This is a genomic window from Ensifer sp. MJa1, assembly GCF_037026475.1.
GTDB lineage: Bacteria > Pseudomonadota > Alphaproteobacteria > Rhizobiales > Rhizobiaceae > Ensifer.
In genome coordinates, this window is sequence record NZ_JAKUMO010000009.1 from 68555 (window position 1) to 89493 (window position 20939).

Genomic DNA, 20939 nt, shown 5'->3' on the forward strand with positions numbered 1-20939 from the left:
CTCGCTCTGAGCCAATCGAAACAGATATCTGATCAACGGAACAAAAATCATGGCAACAGAAATCCGCGTTCCCACCCTCGGCGAATCCGTCAGCGAAGCGACCGTCGGTACCTGGTTCAAGAAGGTCGGCGACGCCATCAAGGCCGATGAACCCCTGCTCGAACTCGAAACCGACAAGGTGACGATCGAAGTGCCGGCGCCGGCCGCAGGCACGCTTTCCGAAATCGTCGCGCAGGCTGGCGAGACCGTCGGCCTCGGCGCGCTGCTTGGCCAGATCGCCGCCGGTGCTGCTGGCGCCGCGGCCGCCGCCCCGGCTGCTGCTGAAAAGAAGGCCGAGCCGGCCGCTGCCGCTCCGGCGGCCCCGGCTGCTGCTGCGGCACCCGCTGCCTCGTCCATGCCGCCGGCACCGTCCGCCGGCAAGCTGCTGGCCGAAAACAACCTGCCGGCCGACCAGATCGACGGTTCGGGCAAGCGTGGCCAGGTGTTGAAGGGTGACGTGCTTGCAGCCGTTGCCAAGGGCATCTCGACGCCGGCCGCATCCGAGCCGGTCAAGGTTCAGGCTCGTGCGCCGTCGACGGCCGAAGACGTCGTTCGCGAAGAGCGCGTGAAGATGACCCGCCTGCGCCAGACGATCGCCCGCCGCCTCAAGGACGCGCAGAACACCGCTGCCATGCTCACCACCTACAACGAGGTGGACATGAGCGCCGTCATGTCGCTGCGCAACAAGTACAAGGACATCTTTGAAAAGAAGCATGGCGTGAAGCTCGGCTTCATGGGCTTCTTCACCAAGGCCGTCACCCATGCGCTGAAGGAAATCCCGGCCGTCAACGCCGAGATCGATGGCACCGACATCATCTACAAGAACTACTGCCACATCGGCGTCGCCGTCGGCACGGACAAGGGTCTTGTCGTTCCGATCGTTCGCGATGCCGACCAGATGTCGATCGCCGAGATCGAGAAGGACATCGGCCGCCTCGGCAAGGCTGCCCGTGACGGCGCGCTGTCGATGGCCGACATGCAGGGCGGCACCTTCACCATCTCGAACGGTGGTGTCTACGGCTCGCTGATGTCGTCGCCGATCCTGAATGCGCCGCAGTCGGGCATCCTCGGCATGCACAAGATCCAGGAGCGTCCGGTCGCCATCGGCGGCCAGGTCGTCATCCGTCCGATGATGTACCTCGCGCTCTCCTACGATCACCGCATCGTTGATGGCAAGGAAGCGGTGACCTTCCTCGTGCGCGTCAAGGAAAGCCTCGAGGATCCGGAACGTCTGGTTCTTGACCTCTAATTGCCAAACTGAGCGGGGGCGCCCTGGCGCCCCCGTCGATTGCCGAGTGTTTCGGCTGCCGCGACGGTAAGTCGTCGCCAACCGGCTTTGCCGCGGAGCCCGCCCCTTCGGGGTTGTCAGACTGATCTGGATTGTGCCTGATATTTGCGAGGGGTGATGGAAGCTGCAGAAGCGTCGACGGAAATCTGGGTGCTCGGCTGGAGCGCCGTGTTTCTTCTCGTGCATATCATCGTGCAGGCGACGTCGCTCGACCTCGCCCACGACCTTGGTTTCAAGTACCTGCTCGGTCCGCGTGACGAGCAGAAGGTCCCAAAGAGCATCATTGCAGGACGGTTGCTGCGCTCGCTGCGCAACATGCTGGAGACCTATCCGGTGTTCGTCGCGCTGGCGCTCGCGCTGGTGGTGACGGGCAAGACCGGTGGTCTCGGCGCGACGGGCGCCGTGACCTGGCTGATTGCGCGCATCGTCTACACTCTGCTCTATGTGGCCGGTGTTCCCGTGCTGCGCACGCTCGTCTGGTTCGTGTCGATCATCGCGCTTGTGCTGATGATCGTGCAACTGATGGCGTAGCCGCGCAGCCCGCGGAAGCAAGAGGAGACCATCCAATGGCATTCGGGCCCAATGTCCCGCCGATCCAGGCGCATATCTGCGTCAAGGACGGACTTGCAGCCATCGCCTTCTACGAGAAGGCTCTCGGTGCGGTGAACACGTTCCACGCGATGGCAGAGGATGGCAAACGCGTCATGCACGCCAACCTTGCCATCTATGGCGGCGAGGTGATGCTGCATGACGAGTTTCCCGAATTCGGTGGCAGCGTGATGTCGCCGGTGACGATCGGCGGCACGGGCGTGGCGATCAGCATCAACCTGCCGAAGCCTGAAGACGTCGATGCGGCCCATGCAAAGGCCATAGCCGCCGGAGCATCGACACTGCTGGAGCCGCAGGATACCTTCTGGCACGCACGCTACGCGCGCATAAAAGATCCCTTCGGCCACGTCTGGGCCTTCAACGCACCGGTCGCACAATCATGAGCCAATACCTCCTGGAACTCGCATCGCTGATGGCGATCTTTGCTTTCGCCATCGTCTCTCCCGGCGCCGACCTTGCGATGGTCATGCGCCAGTCGATCGTGCATGGTCGCCGCCCGGCGATCATCACGTCCTTCGGCATTGGCACGTCGCTGATGTTCCATGTGACTTACACGATCCTCGGCCTCGGGCTGATCATTTCGCAGTCGATCTACCTCTTCAACATCGTCAAATGGTGCGGTGTCGCTTACCTGATCTATATCGGCATCAAGGCGCTGCGTGCCGGCCAGACCGAGATCAAGGTTGAACGCTCGCAGGGCAATGAACAGGCCAAAGGCCAGTCGGCCGCCAAGGCGTTCGGCCTCGGCTTTGCCGCCAATGCGCTCAACCCGAAGCCGGTGTTCTTCTTCCTGTCGATCTTCTCGACCGTCGTCAGTGCGCACACACCGATCCTGATCAAGTTCGGCTATGGCCTGGTCATGGCGACATGCCTGATCCTCTGGTTTGTCGGCGTCAGCCTGTTCATGACGACGCCACGCATGCGCGCAGCCTTCACCCGCGCCAGCAAGTGGATCGATCGTGCCAGCGGCGTTGTCTTCATCGCCCTCGGTCTCAAGCTCGCGACGGAGAAGGCTGCCTGATCATGGTTTCCGGTCGCCTCGTCCTGATCCTGTTGGCAAGCGCGCTCGCAGCCCCCGCAGTCGCTGCCGACTGCAAGCAGTCGCATGCGATCTACGCCGATCGTGACGGCGGCTACGAGTTGCGCTTCGAGCCGGTCGGTTCGGCAAGTGCGGTGACCAGCAACCACTTCAAGGTGGCGGTTCTGAAGCCCGGCCTGTTGCTCGACGGCGTGGTGATGCCGGCGGGCGAGCCGGAGCGGGCGACGGGCCTGATCATGCACAATTGCCCGGAAGGGGACGCGACCGGCGAGGAGCTGCGCGCCTGCACTGTGTGGCAGGGCGTCGTCTATGCGCTCGACAAGGCGGGTGCGGTCAGCGAGATCCCCGCCGAGACCGAGCTGGCCGCGCCGCAGCTGCTGCTTCCCGATTTCGGACCTTCCCTCAGGGCATCGAGTGCCTGGGGCAAGGGCAAGGCCGAAGTCGACAGCTGGGATTCCTTCGTGCTTAAGGGATGCGCCGCATGAGCCAAAACCCTGTTCTCCTTGTGACCGGCGGCAGCCGCGGCATCGGTGCTGCCGTCTGCCTTGGCGCTGCAAAAGCCGGCTGGCGCGTCGCGGTCAACTTTGCCACCAACCGAGACGCGGCCGATGCGGTTGTCGATGCGATCAAGTCGGTTGGCGGTGAAGCGATCGCTGTTCAGGGCGACGTCGGCTCGGAGGCGGATATCCAGGCGATCTTTGCCGCTGTCGATGCGGCTTTCGGTCGGCTGGATGGCCTCGTCAACAATGCCGGTATCGTCGGCCAGACGGCGCGCGTGGACGAAATGTCCGTTGATCGGCTCGAGCGCATGTTCCGCATCAACATCACCGGCTCCATCCGCTGTGCTGCCGAAGCCGTTCGCCGCATGTCGACGCGCTACGGCGGCAAGGGCGGCGTCATCGTCAACATCTCCTCGATGGCTGCCGTGCTCGGCTCGTCGGCGCAATATGTCGACTACGCCGCCTCGAAGGGTGCGATCGACACTTTCACCATTGGCCTTTCGCGCGAGGTGGCTGCCGAAGGCATTCGCGTCAACGCGATCCGGCCCGGCATCATCGATACCGAGATCCATGCCTCCGGCGGCTTGCCGGACAGGGCGCGCGATCTCGCCCACACCATTCCCGTCCAGCGACCCGGCACTGCCGAGGAAGTCGCTGACGCGGTTCTCTATCTCCTGTCGGACAAGGCGACTTATGTGACGGGAGCAATTCTCAATGTCAGCGGCGGGCGGTAACCGCCCCTGAAGGAAGGATATTCAAATGGCATATGATCTCATCGTTATCGGCAGCGGCCCCGGCGGCTATGTCTGCGCCATCAAGGCGGCCCAGCTCGGCCTGAAGGTGGCCGTCGTCGAAAAGCGCGCCACCTATGGCGGTACCTGCCTCAACATCGGCTGCATCCCTTCAAAGGCGCTGCTGCATGCCTCCGAGATGTTCCACCAGGTCGCTCACGGCGTCGACGCGCTCGGCGTCGAGGTTGCCGCGCCGAAGCTGAACCTCGAAAAAATGATGGCGCACAAGGATGCGACCGTTAAGGCTAACGTCGACGGCGTGTCGTTCCTGTTCAAGAAGAACAAGATCGACGGCATCCAGGGCACCGGCAAGGTTCTCGGCCAGGGCAAGGTTTCCGTCACCAACGACAAGGGCGAGGAGCAGATCCTCGAGACCAAGAACATCGTGATCGCCACCGGCTCCGACGTTGCCGGCATTCCGGGCGTTCAGGTCGACATCGACGAGAAGGTCATCATCTCGTCCACGGGCGGCATTGCGCTTGAAAAGGTGCCGGCCAACATGATCGTCGTCGGCGGCGGTGTCATCGGCCTCGAGCTTGGCTCGGTCTGGGCCCGTCTCGGCGCCAAGGTCACGGTCGTTGAGTATCTCGACACCATTCTCGGCGGCATGGACGGCGACGTCGCCAAGCAGTTCCAGCGCATGCTCGCCAAGCAAGGCATGGAGTTCAAGCTCGGCGCCAAGGTGACCGGCGTCGTCAAGGACGGCAAGGGCGCCAAGGTGACCTACGAGCCGGTCAAGGGCGGCGACGCCCAGACGCTCGAAGCCGATGTCGTGCTGATCGCCACCGGCCGCAAGCCCTACACCGACGGCCTCGGCCTCGATAAGGCCGGCGTCGTCATGGACCAGCGCGGCCGGGTCGAGATCGACCATCACTTCCAGACGAGCGTTGCCGGCATCTACGCGATCGGCGACGTCGTGCGCGGCCCGATGCTCGCCCACAAGGCGGAAGACGAAGGTGTGGCGGTTGCGGAAATCCTCGCAGGCCAGGCCGGCCACGTGAACTACGACGTCATCCCGAGTGTCGTCTACACCCAGCCGGAAGTCGCCTCCGTCGGCAAGACCGAGGAAGAGCTGAAGGCTGCAGGCGTCGCCTACAAGGTCGGCAAGTTCCCGTTCACCGCCAACGGCCGTGCGCGCGCCATGCTCGCCACCGACGGCTTCGTCAAGATCCTTGCCGACAAGGAAACCGACCGCGTTCTCGGCGGCCACATCGTCGGCTTCGGCGCCGGCGAGATGATCCACGAGATCGCCGTGCTGATGGAATTCGGCGGTTCGTCGGAAGATCTCGGCCGCACCTGCCACGCGCATCCGACCATGTCGGAAGCGGTCAAGGAAGCGGCACTTTCGACCTTCTTCAAGCCGATCCACATGTGATGAGTTTTTGGAGGGGGCTGCGGCAAGCGGCCCCCTTTTGCCAGCCGCACGCTTGCAACGTGCTGGTTGTTGTCGTGGCGCGTTTCGCCTGTACAGCGTCAACGTTAGCTGACATTGCAGCCGCTGGTCTTTCCTGTCAGACGCCGGCGATCGCTTACTCTTCAGAAGCAGACCTGAGCGCGTGGAAGCGCTCTTCAAACTCGCGCCTGAGGCTGCGTCGCGCCTCGGCCGCCCGCTGTCGACGCTTGCGGTCGGCAGTGTCGGTGACCAGCGCAGGCACGGGTGTCGGTGTGCCTTCGGCATCGACGGCAACCATGGTGAAATAACAGGAATTGGTATGGCGCCGTTCGCCGCTCCGGATGTTTTCCGCCTCGACCCGGATGCCGATCTCCATCGAGGTGCGGCCGGCATTGTTGACGGCGGCGCGGAAGGTGACGAGTTCGCCGACGAGGATCGGCTGGCGGAAGGTCACCTGGTCGACCGAGAGCGTCACGGCATATTGCTGCGAATAGCGCGAGGCGCAGGAGAACGCCACGCGATCGAGCAGATTGAGCAACGCTCCGCCATGGACCTTGCCGCTGAAGTTCGCCATGTCGGGCGTCATCAACACGACCATCTCGAGTTCGCGCGGGTCATGGCTGGTTTCCATGGGTCACCTCCTGCCTGGATGTTGTTTGCGACGTCTGGTCAGAGTTATGCGAGCTTGTCGCCACGAAGGGAAGGGCCGGTGCGCCGGCGGGTGTCCGATTGATCCGGCAGGCGGGGTGTGACGATTGGCCCGAGGGCTGCGACAAGGGGCGCCCTGTGCAGCGACGGCCGAGGGCGCGATCATGCTCTTTTCTACATGGGAACCGGTGCCGATGCGACAGGAGGGAATATGAAACCGAGAGCCGTGGCCGTCTCCTTGCCGAATCCGCATCTCCCGGGTGCCGACTGGGCCGACCGCTTCGAGCTGGCCCTCGATGGCAAAGGCATGACTGCGGCGCAGGCCGCTGAATTGTCGCTTGGCCGTTCGCCGCGATGGGTCCGCGACCTGCTTCGCCTGCGCAATCGCATGGTTTCTGCCGTCGGACTGAAAGCGGCGGCGCCGAGGCCGGGACGGTTCGGACTGGTCGGAGCATTTCCGGTGTTGTCCAAGAGCGACGACGAAGTGGTGCTTGGTTTTGACGACAAGCATCTCGATTTTCGCATTGTCGTCGATGTCAGGGCCGGTTCTTCGGTCAACCAGATCGTTGGCGTCACGACCCTGATCCGCCGTCACAACGCGCTGGGGCGCGTGTATCTGGCGGCAGTCATGCCCTTCCACAAGATGATCGTGCCGACTCTCATGGGTGGGTTGCGGTAAGCAGCCGCTAAGACCAGATCATTCGAAATGAAACGGTTGCCGACGCAAAACCTCTTCCCACTTTTACTGGCATTGCTTCAGTCGGCGCGGGTGACGGTGAAGCCCTTTGCGCGCAACAGTTCGACGAGACCTTCCTTGCCCGGCAGGTGCAGCGCGCCGACGGCCATGAAGGCCCCGCCGTCCTTCAGGATCGGCTCGGCGCGCGTCGCCATCGTCTTGTTCCGGTCGATGATGATGCGCTGCTCGAAATCGGCGTAGCCGAAATCCTGGCTCGATGCGGTCTCGGAGACGGACTTCATCATCGGCATGATCATGCCGGTGTCACCGGCGAGATAGAGGTCCGTCGTCGTCGCGAGCACGTCGTCGATCGCCTTGCCGAGTGCCAAGGTCTCGATCAGCGCCTGCAAGTGCATCTCGGTTGGCAGGGAGTCCATGGCTGATAGTTGTTCGATAAGGGACTCGAGGCCCTTCAGCGTCTTGCCCTGGTTTACCGCGTCCTCGGCAAGCTTCTTGTCGAGGAAGGATGCGCCCGCTGCCTTGCGGCTGATCTCGCAGGCAGGCAGCGCGACGAAGCTGGCAATCATCCAGGGTTTCATCCGGGCGACCAGCGTCAGCGGAATGCCGCGCTGCTTGAGGCCGCTCTCCAACCGCTTCTGATCTTCGGGTGTGAGGAAATCGGCAATCGTCTTGTTGTCCGGGAACATCGTCAGGTCGGGCCGCATCAGGATCGCTGCGGCTGACTTCTTCTCGTCGATGATTTCGTCCGATTCGACGATGACCGTCGACGCTGCTGCAAAGGCGGCCGGCGCCTCTGCCGGCAGCGCCAGAACGCGCGGGTCGGTGACATGCATGGTGCCGAGCAGCCAGGACGGCGCGATACCGTCCTTCTCGACTTTCCAGAAGATACCCTTGCCATTGGGGACGGCGGCCGCTTCCGCCTCAAGGCTTGCGAGCTTCGCCGGGTCCGACTTGCCGAGAGCGGTCAGGACATTTTCGCCGCCGCAGGCCTCAACCTCGGTCGCGCCAGCGTCGCTCACAAAGAGGAGCGCCGTGATGAGGCAGGCAGCGAGAACGACGTGCAGCAAGGCGATCAACCACAAGGCGCCGTCGGCTGCCTTGGTCGCCAGGTTTCGCAGGTCTCGGGCTGGTCTCGCAAAGGCGGTCATCGTGTTTCCCCGGCAATCGGACGGTCGCTATCCGACCCTATGCCCGGGCCGGTCACGGCTTCCTTAATGGGAATGGTTAATCCACTGCTTCGCCGAAAATCAGGCGCGCGGATGGGCGCGATCATAGATATCGAGAAGCCGGGCGGAATCGACGCCGGTATAGACCTGGGTCGTCGACAGGCTGGCATGGCCGAGCAGTTCCTGGATGGTCCTGAGGTCGCCGCCACCGGCAAGAAGATGGGTAGCGAAGGAGTGGCGCAGCGCATGCGGTGTTGCCGTGTCAGGCAGGCCAAGCGCGCCGCGCAGTTTTTGCATCTCGCGCTGGATGATCGCCGGCTGCAGCTTGGCGCCGCGCGCACCGCGAAACATCGGCGCGTCCGCCGCGATCTGATAGGGGCAGAGCTTGAGATAGGTGGCGACGGCGGCGTGCGCAGCATCGATCAACGGCACGATGCGGGTCTTGTCGCCCTTGCCGACGACGCGCAGCGACGTGGATGCGCCGGCAAAATCGCCCGGTGTGAGCCCGAGCGCTTCGGAAATGCGCAGGCCGCAGCCGTAAAGCAGGGTCAGCACCGCGGCGTTGCGCGCGGCAATCCAGGGCTCCTCGGCAAGCTGGGCGTCCGCGGTCACGACGTTGAGCGCCTCGCGATCGGTGAGCGGCTTCGGCAGCGATTTCGGTTGCTTCGGCGAGCGCACGGCGGCGGCACCAGCAGCGTTCGCCAGGCCATTGCGCTCGAGGAAGCGCAAGAACGAGCGCAGCCCGGCAAGTCCTCGGCCGAGCGTGCGAGCGCCGGCGCCCGCCTTGCGACGCTGCGCAAGGAAACCGCGCAGATCGGCCGGACGCAAGGCCCTGATATCGGCGAGCCGCGGCGGCCCGGCGAGGTGGCCGGTCAGAAATGTCAGGAACTGGCGGGTGTCGCGTTCATAGGCTTCGACCGTCTTGTCCGAAAGGCGGCGTTCCCGCGTGAGCCCGTCGAGCCAACGCTTGCGCTCGGCAAGCAGCTCCGGATGGCCGATGACGATGAGCTCATTCATGGTCGATTCCCAGGATAGTCCAGTCGCGACAATGCCCTGACGCATCTTAGGTTTTTGCTAATGCGCCCTTGGAATCTGTCATTCTTCGATCATATAGAATTGCGATGGTCAGCCGGAAAGAATCGGATCGGACTATGGCGGGACGGGATTCGGTGAACGGAATCGCGCATTTTGCTGAAGTAATCGCCCTGGTCTCACAGGGAAAGCCTGGCCACATCGTCGACACCTTGATCGCAGAGCGCGGACAGCGCCTCGTCAAGAGTCCGCTATGGCCCGCGATGCGGCCCTTTCTCTACACATTGTTGAACTACCGCAAGGCGCACGAGTTTGCCGATGCGGTCGCCAACATGCCGGGCTTCCAGGCCTTCGAACATTTGAGTTCGCTGCTGTCGCTGGATGTACGCGTCGACCGGGCCGAGCGCATTCCGGCCAAGGGCGGTTTCCTGCTCGTCAGCAACCACCCGACCGGCATTGCCGACGGCATCGCCGTCTTCGATCTGCTCAAGGCGCGGCGACCGGACATGATGTTCTTCGCCAACCGCGACGCCATCCGCGTCAATCCGCGCTTCGTCGAAATGGTCATTCCGGTCGAGTGGCGCGAGGAGCACAAGAGCAAGCTGAAGGCCCGCGAAACCCTGCAGGTTACCAACCGGGCGATCGGCGAAGGCAAGGCAACGGTGCTGTTTCCCTCCGGTCGCATCGCCTACTGGGCCGACGGGCGCCTCAACGAGCGGCCGTGGAAGACGTCGGCGGTCGGGTTTGCCCGCAAGTACGGCTTGCCGATTCTCCCCGTGCATATGAGCGCGCGCAATTCCGGCCTGTTCTACTGGTTTGCCAAGTGGTCGACCGAGCTGCGCGACATGACCGTGTTCCACGAACTGCTCAACAAGAAGGGTGACCTCTTCGATTTCCGCATCGGCAACCTGATCCCGCCGGAGGCTCTCGATGGCGAGGCGGGTGAGGTGACGAAGGCGCTCGAACGGCACACGGTCTTCGACCTTGCCGTGGACGCCGACGCACACTTTCGGCCGAAGCTGCAATTGGCGGCTGCGCTCTAGGGTTCGCACACCTCGACCCTGTTCGCGGACTTCACGTCGGGCTGTGGATGGGCTAGGTCTGGCCCATGCTGCTACAATCCATGTTTGCCGAAAACTACCGCTCGTTGAAGTCGATCCGCATGGATCTGACGGGCGTCAACCTGTTCATCGGTGAGAACGGTGTCGGAAAATCCAACCTCTATCGCGCGCTTCAGCTGGTGCAATCGGCGACGCGCGGCACGCTGGCGCGGGAGATCGCCGAAGAGGGCGGCATGTCGTCGGCGCTGTGGAGTGGCCGCCGACGCGCCGACAAGCCCGCGCGCATACGACTGGAAACCGAACTTTTGGACGAGGAGCGGGCGGTCACCTTCCACTACCGCATCGAGGCCGGGCTGCGCCCACCAAAGGCCGCTGCCGGTTTCGCCTACGAGCCGCAGGTCAAGGAAGAGGAACTGACCGTCGAGACCGGCCGCCGGCCGGTGACGATGATGAAGCGCTCCGGCCCTGGCATCTTCGTGCGCGGCGAACGCGGGCGGATGGAGGACTATCCCGAACAGGCGTTGACTTCAGAAACGGCGATCTCGCTGCTCGGTGATGCCGGCCACTATCCGGAGGTCGGAACCTTCCGCCGCGCCGTCGACCAGTGGCGTTTTTTCCATGGCTTTCGCACCGACCGCGATTCGCCGCTGCGGCTGCCTTGTCTTGCGGTCACGGCGCCGATGCTCGACGAGACGGGCGTGAACATGGCGGCGGTCTTTGCAACGCTCCGACACACGCGCGAGGACACTGTCGATCTCGACCGGGCGGTCGCCGACGCCTTTGGCGGCGCTCACCTGGAGGTCCCCGATCCCGGACAGTTCGCCGAATTCTCGCTGGTCTTCCCGGATTTTCCTAACCGGCCCTTTTCGCCGCGCGAGCTTTCCGACGGGCAGATGCGCTTCCTGGCGCTGGCGGCAGCGCTGCTTTCCTACCGCCGTCCCCGCTTCATCGCGCTCAACGAGCCCGAAACGAGCTTGCATCCGGACATGTTGCCGGCGTTGGCCGACATGATCGCCAGCGCTTCCAGGGAGAGCCAGATCTGGATCGTCACCCATTCGGAGCGATTGGCCGACGAAGTGCGCCAGCGCTGCGGCATTCGTCCGCGCCGGGTGATCCGCAAGGACAGCGCCACCTGGATCGACGGCATGCGGCTGACAGGGCTGATGGACGACGACGACTAACATCGAATTCTGCCCCTCATCCGGCCTGCCGGCCACCTTCTTCCCGCTTGCGGGGCGAAGGAGCGTCGCTGCACCCTCGCCCACACCGCCCCCGATCAAGCTATGTTGTCATCTCGAGAGCGAACCTCGGGAGGAGAGTGAGCGGCATCCACGTCCCCATCTCCCCGCCCGCGGGGAGATGGCTGGTCCTCGGGTTAAACCCGAGGAGAGGGGCAAACACGACTGCGCAGCGGCCTGCGCCTGCCATATGAAAGAATTATCCGGATCCCCAAAACAGCAGAAATGAAAAAGGGCCCCGCATCGCTGCGGAGCCCTGCAGATTCTGCGCGTGATCGCTGATCGATCAGGCGATCTTCTGGCCGGTCTTGGCCCAGTCGGCCAGGAACATCTCGAGGCCCTTGTCGGTCAGCGGATGCTTGACGAGAGCCTTCAGCGTTGCCGGCGGTGCGGTGACGACGTCGGCGCCGATCAGGGCGGCTTCCTTGACGTGGTTCACGGTGCGGATCGAGGCAGCGAGGATTTCGGTCTCGTAGCCATAGTTGTCGAAGATGTGGCGGATTTCGCGGATCAGGTCCATGCCGTCGAAGGCGATGTCGTCGAGGCGGCCGACGAAGGGCGAGACGAAGGTCGCGCCGGCCTTGGCGGCAAGCAGCGCCTGGTTGGCCGAGAAGCACAGCGTCACGTTGGTCTGGTGGCCGTTCGAGGTCAGCGCCTTGCAGGCCTTGAGGCCATCCAGCGTCAGCGGCAGCTTGATGCAGATGTTGTCGGCGATCTTCGAGAGAACGGCGGCTTCCTTCATCATCTCGGCGTATTCGGTCGCGGTCACTTCAGCCGAAACCGGGCCTTCGACGATCGAGCAGATTTCCTTGGTGACTTCCGTGATGTCGCGGCCCGACTTCAGGATCAGCGACGGGTTGGTGGTGACGCCATCGAGAAGGCCGAGATCGTTCAGCTCGCGGATTTCCTTGACGTCGGCGGTATCAACGAAAAATTTCATGGAGTCACTCCCTTGGGGCACGATTGCCGTTCGGGCGCATATCTACCGGGGAGGAATTCCGTTGGCAGAGATCGCGCGCGTTGAAACTCTGGTGGAACCGTGACAAACCCTGCGGCCTGCAAGGCTGCGGTTCGCAGCGCAGTTTTCTTTAACCGAAACACGTGGCAAGGTCACGGCAAAATGACTCGCGATTCAACCGATTTATTCGGCGATTTGCTCGGGCCCGTTTCGGTCCGTCGCGTCGTGCCGGTCCTGGTGCCCATGCCGGCGCCGAAAGCCTATTCCTATGCGGTTCCCGATGGCATGGCGGTTGAGCCGGGCTCGATCGTGCAAGTGCCGCTCGGGCCCCGCCTCGTCGTCGGTGTCGTCTGGGATGGAGACGATGACGGTTCGGTCGATCCGAAGAAACTGAAGACAATCGAGAAGGTGTTCGACTGCCCGCCACTGACGCGCGATATGCGAACCTTTCTCGATTGGGTGGCGACTTACACGGTCACGCCACCGGGGCTTGTCGCCCGCATGGCACTGCGCGCGCCTGCCGCTTTCGATCCAGAACCGATGGTCGAGGCGCTGCGTCTTACCGACATGCGGCCGGAACGCATGACGGCGGCGCGCGAGCGCGTGATTGCCGCCGCAAGCGACGGCTTCTCCTGGACGCGTTCAGGGCTCGCGCATGCTGCCGGCACCTCCTCAAGCGTGATCGACGGGCTGACCCAGCAGGGCGTGTTCGAGACGGTGTTCATGGCGCCGCCGCCGGTGGTCGCCTTGCCGGATCCGGATTTCATTGCCCCTCGGCTCGAAGGTCCGCAGAAGGACGCGGCGGCCGATCTGCTGGCGGCGGTGGAAGAGGGGGGCTTCTCGGTATCGCTGATTGACGGCATCACCGGCTCGGGCAAGACGGAGGTCTACTTCGAGGCGATCGCCGCGACGTTGCGCGCCGGCAAGCAGGTGCTGATCCTGTTGCCGGAGATCGCGCTGACGTCGAGCTTCCTTGAGCGTTTCCAGGACCGTTTCGGCGCCAAGCCTGCAGAGTGGCATTCGGATCTGGCGCCGCGCACTCGCGAAAAGGTCTGGCGCCAGGTGACGACGGGCGACGTGCGCGTCGTTGCCGGCGCCCGATCGGCCCTGTTCCTGCCGTTTGAGGACCTGGGCCTGATCATCGTCGATGAGGAGCATGACCCGGCCTACAAGCAGGAAGACCGCGTCTTCTACAATGCCCGCGACATGGCGGTCGTGCGTGGCCGCATCACCGGCTTTCCCGTCGTGCTCGTCTCGGCGACGCCCTCGGTCGAAAGCCGGGTCAATGGCGAGGTCGGCCGCTACAAGCCGATCCATCTGCCGACACGGTTCGGCGATGCGGCGCTGCCCAGGCTCGGTGTCGTCGACATGCGCCAGCATCCGCCGGCGCGCGGCGGCTTTCTGTCGCCGGTGCTTCTCAACCAGGTCGGCAAGGCGGTCGAGCGCGGCGAGCAGGCGCTGTTGTTCCTCAATCGGCGTGGCTATGCGCCGCTCACGCTCTGCCGCGTTTGCGGCCATCGCTTCCAGTGCCCGGATTGTTCGAGCTGGCTCGTCGAGCATCGGTTTCGCGGGCAGATCCAGTGCCACCATTGCGGCTATACGGAAAGGACGCCGGAGGCCTGCCCCGAATGCGGCACGCTCGACCACCTCGCGGCGTGCGGTCCGGGCGTCGAGCGTATCGCCGAGGAGGTGGAGCGGCATTTCCCGGAGGCGCGCACGATCGTGCTTTCTTCCGACCTCATGGGCGTGAAGCGGCTGCGGCTGGAACTGGAGGCAATCGCCCGTGGTGAAGCCGATATCGTCATCGGCACCCAGCTCGTTGCCAAGGGGCACAATTTCCCGCTGATGACGCTCGTCGGCATCGTCGACGCCGATCTCGGGCTTGCCAATGGCGATCCGCGGGCGGCCGAGCGGACGTTCCAGCTGCTCTCCCAGGTGACTGGCCGTGCCGGGCGAACTGGTCTCAAGAGCCTCGGTCTGCTGCAGACCTATCAGCCGCAGCATCCGGTGATGCAGGCGATCGTGTCCGGCGACGCTGACGCCTTCTACGACCGCGAGATCGCCGAGCGCGAAAAGGCGCTTTTGCCGCCCTTCGGCCGCCTCGCTTCGCTGATCGTCTCGGCCGACACGCGCCAGGATGCCGAGAGCCATGCGCGCGGCCTGCGCATGGCGGCACCCCGGACAGACGGCATCTCGATCCTCGGTCCGGCAGAGGCACCGCTGGCCCTGATCCGCGGCCGGCACCGGTTCCGCCTGCTGGTGCACGGCCGGCGCAACAGCGACATGCAGGCCTTCGTCAAGGCGATGATTGCCGCAGGCCCGAAGGAGCGCGGTTCGATCAGCGTCCAACTCGACATCGATCCCCAGAGCTTCCTCTAGAGCATCCTGCCTCAAGTGGAATCACTTGAAGCCAGATGCTCTCGCCTCAAGGACGCTCTCATCTCAAGTTTCCTGTGATCGCCGCCGCTATTCGACGGCAGGCGATTCACAACCGGAGCGACATGCGCTAGAGGTCTCAGACGCTTCGCTCCAACGGCCGAACGGCCAAACAGGGGCGGCGGCAATGGCGCTCATCTGCGGGAACGGGCATGGAGTTCTACATTCCGACGGAAACTGGCGAGTTCCTCGCCTTCTGTGCGGCGGCGGCAGCAGCGCTGATCGGCGTCGTCATGCTGTTTGCGCCGCGGCTTGCCTTTCGCGCCGCCGGTATCGGTGTCGCCGAGGGCCGGCGCGGCGGCCTTGCCGAAGCGCGCTCCACCATGGGCGGCATGCATCTCGGCCTTGGGCTGGCAGCGATCCTCTTGGCGCAGCCGATGGTCTATCTCGCCGTTGGCGCCGCCTTCGCGCTTGCCGCCTTCGGGCGAATCCTGTCGATGATGAGTGACAACGGCGCCACGCTCTACAACTGGCTGGCGCTCTTCGTTCAGGTGGCGCTTGCCATCCTTCCGCTCGGCTACGTCTTCGGCATGATCTGATCGCGGTCGCAGGCTTCCCCGCGATTCACAACCCGAGAACCCAATTTACGGCAAAATTCGGCCAAAGGTGGCCGACTTATGCCGCATTCCTGCCGTTCGCGTGTTGCGAGTCCAAACATCCTATGCTAGACGAACCGCGAATTGCGGGGGAAGTGGGTCGCCAGGCCTCGATATCCTGCAAATTATTGCAGCAAATTCAAGATCTTAAGTTGACGGCCCACCGCCAGCAAGGTTCTTGGATGAAATTGAGAGAAGCTTGTGCCCGTGGCAGACACATCCCAGCTTATTTCCGGTGTTGCAGAAAGATATGCGTCCTCGCTTTTTGAACTCGCGCTCAGCGCCGGTTCGGTCGAGGCAGTCGGAGCGGATCTTGCCCGCGTCCAGACCCTGGTCGACGGCAGCGACGACCTGAAGCGGCTGATCGCCAGCCCGGTCTTTTCTGCAGACGACCAGTTCAAGGCCATTTCGGCAGTTGCCGCAAAGGCTGGCATCTCCGGGCTCGTCGGCAACTTCCTCAAGGTCGTTGCCCGCAACCGCCGCCTCTTCGCGCTGCCGGGCATGATCAAGGCGTTCCGCCTGATCGCCGCACGCCACCGTGGCGAAATTTCTGCCGACGTCACGTCGGCCCATGCGCTCACCGCAGCGCAGGAAACTGAATTGAAGGCGACGCTGAAAAGCGTCACCGGCAAAGACGTGGCGGTCAACGTCACCGTCGACCCGTCTATTCTCGGTGGTCTGATCGTCAAGGTCGGGTCCCGCCAGATTGACACCTCCCTTCGCACCAAACTCTCTACCCTTAAGCTTGCACTGAAAGAGGTCGGCTGATGGATATCCGCGCCGCGGAAATTTCCGCAATTCTCAAAGATCAGATCAAAAATTTCGGCCAGGAAGCAGAAGTCTCCGAAGTCGGTCAGGTGCTTTCCGTCGGTGACGGTATTGCCCGCGTCTACGGCCTCGACAATGTTCAGGCAGGCGAAATGGTCGAATTCCCGGGTGGAATTCGCGGCATGGCGCTGAACCTCGAAGCCGACAACGTCGGTGTCGTTATCTTCGGTTCGGACCGCGACATCAAGGAAGGCGACACCGTCAAGCGGACTGGCGCCATCGTGGACGTCCCGGTTGGTCCGGAACTGCTCGGCCGCGTCGTCGACGCGCTCGGAAACCCGATCGACGGCAAGGGCCCGATCAACGCCAAGCAGCGCGCCCGCGTTGACGTCAAGGCTCCGGGCATCATTCCGCGCAAGTCGGTTCATGAGCCGATGTCGACCGGCCTCAAGGCCATCGACGCTCTGATCCCGGTTGGCCGCGGCCAGCGCGAGCTCGTCATCGGCGACCGCCAGACCGGCAAGACCGCCATCATCCTCGACACGATCCTCAACCAGAAGGCCATTCACGACAATGGTCCGGAAGGTGACAAGCTGTATTGCGTCTACGTCGCAATCGGCCAGAAGCGTTCGACGGTTGCCCAGTTCGTGAAGGTTCTGGAAGAGCGCGGCGCCCTGCAGTACTCGATCATCGTTGCTGCGACGGCTTCCGATCCGGCTCCGATGCAGTACCTCGCACCGTTCGCCGGCTGCGCGATGGGCGAATACTTCCGTGACAACGGCAAGCACGCCCTCATCGGCTACGACGACCTGTCCAAGCAGGCCGTTGCCTACCGTCAGATGTCGCTGCTGCTGCGCCGTCCGCCGGGTCGCGAAGCTTATCCGGGCGACGTTTTCTACCTGCACTCCCGCCTGCTCGAGCGCGCTGCAAAGCTCTCCGACGACAACGGCGCTGGCTCGCTGACGGCTCTGCCGGTCATCGAAACGCAGGGCAACGACGTTTCGGCGTTCATCCCGACCAACGTGATCTCGATCACCGACGGCCAGATCTTCCTTGAAACCGACCTGTTCTACCAGGGCATTCGTCCGGCCGTTAACGTCGGTCTGTCGGTTTCGCGCGTCGGTTCCGCCGCGCAGATCAAGGCGATGAAGCAGGTTGCCGGCTCGATCAAGGGCGAACTCGCCCAGTATCGCGAAATGGCCGCCTTCGCGCAGTTCGGCTCGGACCTCGACGCCGCTACGCAGCGCCTCCTGAACCGCGGTGCACGCCTGACCGAACTCCTGAAGCAGCCGCAGTTCTCGCCGCTGAAGACGGAAGAGCAGGTTGCTGTCATCTTCGCAGGCGTCAATGGTTACCTCGACAAGCTGCCGGTCAACCAGGTCGGCAAGTTCGAGCAGGGCCTGCTTTCGTACATGCGTTCGGAAGGCAAGGACATCCTGGAAACCATCCGCAAGGACAAGGCGATCTCCGACGACGTCAAGGGCAAGCTGAAGGCTGCTATCGACAGCTTCGCCAAGTCTTTCGCCTGAGCGGATTTCATTTAGGACGGATAACGGATGCCTTCACTTAAGGATCTGAAGAACCGGATCGCCTCCGTCAAGGCGACGCAGAAGATCACCAAGGCGATGAAAATGGTCGCCGCGGCGAAGCTTCGGCGTGCGCAGGAGGCGGCCGAGGCCGCCCGGCCTTACTCGCAGCGCATGGCTGCCGTTCTCGCCAACATCGCCCAGGCGGTTGGCGCGGACGACAGTGCACCTGCCCTGATGACCGGAACCGGCAAGGACGATACGCACCTTCTGGTCGTCTGCACGGCTGAACGCGGCCTTTGCGGCGGCTTCAACTCGCAGATCGCCCGTCATGCCCGCGACCACGTTCGCAAGCTGCTTGCAGCCGGCAAGACGGTCAAGATCATCTGCGTCGGCAAGAAGGGCTTCGATATTCTGCGTCGCGAATTCGCGTCGCTGATCATCGATCGTGTCGACCTGCGTGAAGTCAAGAAGATCGGCTTTGAAAACGCCGACCAGATTGGCCACAAGGTCATCGCGCTCTTCGAAAAGGGCGAGTTCGATGTCTGCACGCTGTTCTATTCTGAGTTCAAGTCCGTTATCGCCCAGATTCCGACGGCTCAGCAGTTGATCCCCGCTTCGGCCGGCCCGGTCGCAGCGGAAGCATCGGATGCTTCGGCCGTCTACGAATATGAGCCGGACGCGGGCGCGATCTTGAGCGATCTCATTCCGCGCAACATTTCCGTGCAGATCTTCCGGGCCTTGCTCGAGAACGTCGCCGGCGAAATGGGCGCCAAGATGAGCGCGATGGATAACGCGACGCGCAATGCTGGTGAGATGATCAACAAGCTGACGCTGAACTACAACCGTCAGCGCCAGGCTCAGATCACCAAGGAACTCATTGAAATCATCTCGGGCGCGGAAGCGCTCTAAGGTCACGAGAAGAGGGTAAGGATTATGGCTAAGGCAGCTACCCCGAAAGAAACCGTAGCGGAGAAGAAGCCCGCTGCACCGAGGAAGGCAGCTTCCGCCAAGACCGCAGCAGTCGCCGCAACCGGCTCTGTCGGTCGCGTAACGCAGGTCATCGGCGCCGTCGTCGACGTCGCGTTCGAAGAAGGCCAGCTTCCGCAGATCCTGAACGCGCTGGAGACCGACAACAACGGTAACCGCCTCGTTCTCGAAGTCGCACAGCACCTCGGCGAAAACTCCGTCCGCACGATCGCCATGGACTCGACCGAAGGTCTGGTTCGCGGCCAGTCTGTCACCGACACCGGCGCACCGATCACGGTTCCGGTCGGCGACGAAACGCTCGGCCGCATCATGAACGTCATCGGCGAGCCGGTTGACGAAGCAGGTCCGCTCGTCACCTCCGGCAAGCGCGCCATCCACCAGGAAGCGCCGTCCTACGTCGAGCAGTCGACGGAAGCGCAGATCCTCGTCACCGGCATCAAGGTCGTCGACCTTCTCGCTCCCTACGCAAAGGGCGGTAAGATCGGCCTCTTCGGCGGTGCAGGCGTTGGCAAGACCGTTCTCATCATGGAACTGATCAACAACGTCGCCAAGGCGCACGGTGGTTATTCGGTATTCGCAGGCGTGGGTGAACGTACCCGCGAAGGCAACGACCTCTACCACGAAATGATCGAGTCCGGCGTTAACAAGCACGGCGGCGGCGCAGGCTCCAAGGCCGCGCTCGTATACGGCCAGATGAACGAACCGCCGGGCGCACGCGCTCGCGTCGCTCTGACCGGTCTGACGATCGCTGAAGACTTCCGCGACAAGGGCCAGGACGTTCTGTTCTTCGTCGACAACATCTTCCGCTTCACCCAGGCAGGTTCCGAAGTATCGGCTCTGCTCGGCCGTATTCCTTCGGCCGTGGGTTACCAGCCGACGCTGGCGACCGACATGGGTCAGATGCAGGAACGCATCACCACCACGACCAAGGGTTCGATCACCTCGGTTCAGGCCATCTACGTTCCGGCCGACGACTTGACCGACCCGGCGCCGGCAACCTCGTTCGCCCACTTGGACGCAACGACCGTTCTGTCGCGCTCGATCGCCGAAAAGGGCATCTATCCGGCCGTTGACCCGCTCGACTCCACGTCGCGCATGCTCGACCCGATGATCGTCGGCGAAGAGCACTACGAAGTGTCGCGTAAGGTCCAGACGACCCTGCAGCGCTACAAGGCTCTCCAGGACATCATCGCCATCCTGGGCATGGACGAACTGTCTGAAGAAGACAAGCTGGCCGTTGCCCGCGCTCGTAAGATCGAACGCTTCCTGTCGCAGCCGTTCTTCGTCGCCGAAGTCTTCACCGGTTCGCCGGGCAAGCTCGTTGCTCTCGAAGACACGATCAAGGGCTTCAAGGGCCTGGTCAACGGCGAGTACGACCACCTGCCGGAAGCTGCATTTTACATGGTCGGCTCGATCGAAGAAGCGATCGAAAAGGCCAAGAAGCTGGCTGCTGAAGCCGCTTGATAGCACTTTAAGCCTCGGCGCCACCCGCGCCGAGGCTTTCATCCTGCCTTTCGATAAGGGCAGGGAAGACACGCACAGCCGCCTTTAGGTGGCGCGCCCACAAGAAGTGAATGGTCATGGCCGATTTCAACTTTGAGCTTGTTTCCCCCGAGCGTCTGTTGCTCTCCGAAAAGGTGACGGAAGTCGTTCTTCCGGCGACCGAGGGCGAGATGACCGTAATGGCCAATCACGCGCCGACGATGACGACGATCAAGCCTGGCGTGGTCACGGTGAAGACGGCAGACGGCAAGACCGAGCGCTTTGCCGTGTTTGGCGGCTTTGCCGACATCCTGCCGACCGGCTGCACGTTGCTCGCCGAATCTGCCGTTCACGTCGACGAACTCGACCGTACGGTTCTTGAGAACCGCATTGACGCGGTTCGTGCGGAGCTGGAAGGTGCGGGCGACGAGAAGAAGACCCGTCTTGAGCAGTTCGTCGCTGAACTGACGAAGCTCGGCGAGATCGTGATCCCGGCCTGAAAGGGACACCCGGAAGGGTAACGGAATTCAAGAACCCCGCCTTCGAGCGGGGTTTTTTATTGGCCGCCGACATGATGTCGCGACCAACCTTTCGGCGATAGGACTTTGCCCGGAGCGCCCGCTTTAGCTATTGTTTATCGGCGGCCTTGTATTGGCCTGCGGGGGGTCAACCGAGTAAGAGG

21 protein-coding genes are annotated in these 20939 nt (G+C 63.1%); 17 read left to right on the top strand and 4 right to left on the bottom strand.

Annotated elements, in window-relative coordinates; genetic code table 11:
- Window positions 1–49 precede the first annotated feature (49 nt).
- The 7 genes from odhB to lpdA all read left to right on the top strand — a co-directional run bounded on the left by odhB (window position 50) and on the right by lpdA (window position 5641).
- Window positions 50–1288 carry a 2-oxoglutarate dehydrogenase complex dihydrolipoyllysine-residue succinyltransferase gene (odhB, locus tag MKZ91_RS14250; RefSeq protein ID WP_336171567.1) on the top strand — a complete coding sequence of 413 codons (1239 nt, stop codon included), beginning with the start codon at window positions 50–52 and terminating at the stop codon, window positions 1286–1288.
- Window positions 1289–1444: 156 nt separating this feature from the next.
- Window positions 1445–1858, top strand: a complete 414-nt coding sequence (locus MKZ91_RS14255; RefSeq protein WP_336171568.1) for an MAPEG family protein — start codon at window positions 1445–1447, stop codon at window positions 1856–1858.
- 35 nt (window positions 1859–1893) lie between these two features.
- On the top strand, window positions 1894–2319 hold the full coding sequence (locus tag MKZ91_RS14260; protein WP_336171569.1) for a VOC family protein: 426 nt from the start codon (window positions 1894–1896) through the stop codon (window positions 2317–2319).
- On the top strand, window positions 2316–2957 hold the full coding sequence (locus tag MKZ91_RS14265; RefSeq protein ID WP_336171570.1) for a LysE family translocator: 642 nt from the start codon (window positions 2316–2318) through the stop codon (window positions 2955–2957). The genes MKZ91_RS14260 and MKZ91_RS14265 overlap by 4 nt, the downstream gene beginning before the upstream one ends.
- Before the next feature lie 2 nt (window positions 2958–2959).
- Complete coding sequence (locus tag MKZ91_RS14270; protein WP_336171571.1) at window positions 2960–3460, top strand: hypothetical protein; 501 nt, start codon at window positions 2960–2962, stop codon at window positions 3458–3460.
- Window positions 3457–4209 (top strand): SDR family oxidoreductase, encoded by a 753-nt coding sequence (locus tag MKZ91_RS14275; protein WP_336171572.1) that lies wholly within the window; start codon window positions 3457–3459, stop codon window positions 4207–4209. Before MKZ91_RS14270 ends, MKZ91_RS14275 begins: the two co-directional genes overlap by 4 nt.
- A 25-nt stretch (window positions 4210–4234) precedes the next feature.
- Window positions 4235–5641 carry a dihydrolipoyl dehydrogenase gene (lpdA, locus tag MKZ91_RS14280; RefSeq protein ID WP_336171573.1) on the top strand — a complete coding sequence of 469 codons (1407 nt, stop codon included), beginning with the start codon at window positions 4235–4237 and terminating at the stop codon, window positions 5639–5641.
- Between the two features lie 154 nt (window positions 5642–5795).
- Here lpdA and MKZ91_RS14285 read toward each other — a convergent pair whose 3' ends face one another.
- The gene (locus MKZ91_RS14285; protein WP_336171574.1) at window positions 5796–6290 is read right to left on the bottom strand and encodes an acyl-CoA thioesterase; all 495 of its coding nucleotides are present in this window, start codon (window positions 6288–6290) and stop codon (window positions 5796–5798) included.
- Between the two features lie 228 nt (window positions 6291–6518).
- Here MKZ91_RS14285 and MKZ91_RS14290 point away from each other — a divergent pair, with 228 nt between their 5' ends.
- Window positions 6519–6986: a DUF2867 domain-containing protein gene (locus MKZ91_RS14290; RefSeq protein WP_336171576.1), complete on the top strand. Its 468-nt coding sequence runs from the start codon at window positions 6519–6521 to the stop codon at window positions 6984–6986.
- Between the two features lie 77 nt (window positions 6987–7063).
- Here the strand turns inward: MKZ91_RS14290 and MKZ91_RS14295 are convergent, their stop codons facing one another.
- Both MKZ91_RS14295 and MKZ91_RS14300 read right to left on the bottom strand, forming a co-directional pair.
- Window positions 7064–8152: a TraB/GumN family protein gene (locus MKZ91_RS14295; RefSeq protein WP_336171577.1), complete on the bottom strand. Its 1089-nt coding sequence runs from the start codon at window positions 8150–8152 to the stop codon at window positions 7064–7066.
- A gap of 99 nt (window positions 8153–8251) precedes the next feature.
- Window positions 8252–9187, bottom strand: a complete 936-nt coding sequence (locus tag MKZ91_RS14300; protein WP_336171579.1) for a tyrosine recombinase XerC — start codon at window positions 9185–9187, stop codon at window positions 8252–8254.
- 134 nt (window positions 9188–9321) lie between these two features.
- Between MKZ91_RS14300 and MKZ91_RS14305 the strand changes: the two genes are divergently transcribed.
- Entirely contained in the window at window positions 9322–10245 is a 924-nt protein-coding gene (locus MKZ91_RS14305) for a GNAT family N-acetyltransferase (RefSeq protein ID WP_336171581.1), read from the top strand.
- Between the two features lie 65 nt (window positions 10246–10310).
- Window positions 10311–11444: an AAA family ATPase gene (locus MKZ91_RS14310; protein WP_336171583.1), complete on the top strand. Its 1134-nt coding sequence runs from the start codon at window positions 10311–10313 to the stop codon at window positions 11442–11444.
- A 343-nt stretch (window positions 11445–11787) separates the two neighbouring features.
- Here the strand turns inward: MKZ91_RS14310 and fsa are convergent, their stop codons facing one another.
- Entirely contained in the window at window positions 11788–12441 is a 654-nt protein-coding gene (fsa, locus tag MKZ91_RS14315) for a fructose-6-phosphate aldolase (RefSeq protein WP_336171585.1), read from the bottom strand.
- A gap of 180 nt (window positions 12442–12621) precedes the next feature.
- Here fsa and MKZ91_RS14320 point away from each other — a divergent pair, with 180 nt between their 5' ends.
- The 7 genes from MKZ91_RS14320 to MKZ91_RS14350 all read left to right on the top strand — a co-directional run bounded on the left by MKZ91_RS14320 (window position 12622) and on the right by MKZ91_RS14350 (window position 20757).
- Window positions 12622–14838, top strand: coding sequence for a primosomal protein N' (locus MKZ91_RS14320; RefSeq protein ID WP_336171587.1), 2217 nt, complete (start codon window positions 12622–12624; stop codon window positions 14836–14838).
- 209 nt (window positions 14839–15047) lie between these two features.
- Window positions 15048–15434, top strand: coding sequence for an AGROH133_08824 family phage infection protein (locus MKZ91_RS14325; RefSeq protein WP_336171588.1), 387 nt, complete (start codon window positions 15048–15050; stop codon window positions 15432–15434).
- 264 nt (window positions 15435–15698) lie between these two features.
- Entirely contained in the window at window positions 15699–16259 is a 561-nt protein-coding gene (locus MKZ91_RS14330; protein WP_336171589.1) for a F0F1 ATP synthase subunit delta, read from the top strand.
- Window positions 16259–17788 (top strand): F0F1 ATP synthase subunit alpha, encoded by a 1530-nt coding sequence (gene atpA, locus MKZ91_RS14335; RefSeq protein WP_336171590.1) that lies wholly within the window; start codon window positions 16259–16261, stop codon window positions 17786–17788. The genes MKZ91_RS14330 and atpA overlap by 1 nt, the downstream gene beginning before the upstream one ends.
- Window positions 17789–17815: 27 nt before the next feature.
- Window positions 17816–18697 (top strand): F0F1 ATP synthase subunit gamma, encoded by an 882-nt coding sequence (locus tag MKZ91_RS14340; RefSeq protein ID WP_336171592.1) that lies wholly within the window; start codon window positions 17816–17818, stop codon window positions 18695–18697.
- A gap of 24 nt (window positions 18698–18721) precedes the next feature.
- A complete protein-coding gene (gene atpD, locus MKZ91_RS14345) occupies window positions 18722–20239 on the top strand; it encodes a F0F1 ATP synthase subunit beta (protein WP_336171593.1) in 1518 nt (505 codons plus the stop codon).
- Window positions 20240–20355: 116 nt separating this feature from the next.
- Window positions 20356–20757 (top strand): F0F1 ATP synthase subunit epsilon, encoded by a 402-nt coding sequence (locus tag MKZ91_RS14350; RefSeq protein WP_058321802.1) that lies wholly within the window; start codon window positions 20356–20358, stop codon window positions 20755–20757.
- Window positions 20758–20939 lie beyond the last annotated feature (182 nt).

Bases quoted from the DNA above. Each gene is read 5' to 3' on its own strand.
- MKZ91_RS14300 (WP_336171579.1), bottom strand. From the start codon at position 9,187: ATGAATGAGCTCATCGTCATCGGCCATCCGGAGCTGCTTGCCGAGCGC.
- lpdA (WP_336171573.1), top strand. From the start codon at position 4,235: ATGGCATATGATCTCATCGTTATCGGCAGCGGCCCCGGCGGCTATGTC.
- odhB (WP_336171567.1), top strand. From the start codon at position 50: ATGGCAACAGAAATCCGCGTTCCCACCCTCGGCGAATCCGTCAGCGAA.
- MKZ91_RS14295 (WP_336171577.1), bottom strand. From the start codon at position 8,152: ATGACCGCCTTTGCGAGACCAGCCCGAGACCTGCGAAACCTGGCGACC.
- MKZ91_RS14290 (WP_336171576.1), top strand. From the start codon at position 6,519: ATGAAACCGAGAGCCGTGGCCGTCTCCTTGCCGAATCCGCATCTCCCG.
- MKZ91_RS14325 (WP_336171588.1), top strand. From the start codon at position 15,048: ATGGAGTTCTACATTCCGACGGAAACTGGCGAGTTCCTCGCCTTCTGT.
- MKZ91_RS14255 (WP_336171568.1), top strand. From the start codon at position 1,445: ATGGAAGCTGCAGAAGCGTCGACGGAAATCTGGGTGCTCGGCTGGAGC.
- MKZ91_RS14275 (WP_336171572.1), top strand. From the start codon at position 3,457: ATGAGCCAAAACCCTGTTCTCCTTGTGACCGGCGGCAGCCGCGGCATC.
- atpA (WP_336171590.1), top strand. From the start codon at position 16,259: ATGGATATCCGCGCCGCGGAAATTTCCGCAATTCTCAAAGATCAGATC.
- MKZ91_RS14265 (WP_336171570.1), top strand. From the start codon at position 2,316: ATGAGCCAATACCTCCTGGAACTCGCATCGCTGATGGCGATCTTTGCT.
- MKZ91_RS14320 (WP_336171587.1), top strand. From the start codon at position 12,622: ATGACTCGCGATTCAACCGATTTATTCGGCGATTTGCTCGGGCCCGTT.
- MKZ91_RS14285 (WP_336171574.1), bottom strand. From the start codon at position 6,290: ATGGAAACCAGCCATGACCCGCGCGAACTCGAGATGGTCGTGTTGATG.
- fsa (WP_336171585.1), bottom strand. From the start codon at position 12,441: ATGAAATTTTTCGTTGATACCGCCGACGTCAAGGAAATCCGCGAGCTG.
- MKZ91_RS14310 (WP_336171583.1), top strand. From the start codon at position 10,311: ATGCTGCTACAATCCATGTTTGCCGAAAACTACCGCTCGTTGAAGTCG.
- atpD (WP_336171593.1), top strand. From the start codon at position 18,722: ATGGCTAAGGCAGCTACCCCGAAAGAAACCGTAGCGGAGAAGAAGCCC.
- MKZ91_RS14270 (WP_336171571.1), top strand. From the start codon at position 2,960: ATGGTTTCCGGTCGCCTCGTCCTGATCCTGTTGGCAAGCGCGCTCGCA.
- MKZ91_RS14305 (WP_336171581.1), top strand. From the start codon at position 9,322: ATGGCGGGACGGGATTCGGTGAACGGAATCGCGCATTTTGCTGAAGTA.
- MKZ91_RS14260 (WP_336171569.1), top strand. From the start codon at position 1,894: ATGGCATTCGGGCCCAATGTCCCGCCGATCCAGGCGCATATCTGCGTC.
- MKZ91_RS14350 (WP_058321802.1), top strand. From the start codon at position 20,356: ATGGCCGATTTCAACTTTGAGCTTGTTTCCCCCGAGCGTCTGTTGCTC.
- MKZ91_RS14340 (WP_336171592.1), top strand. From the start codon at position 17,816: ATGCCTTCACTTAAGGATCTGAAGAACCGGATCGCCTCCGTCAAGGCG.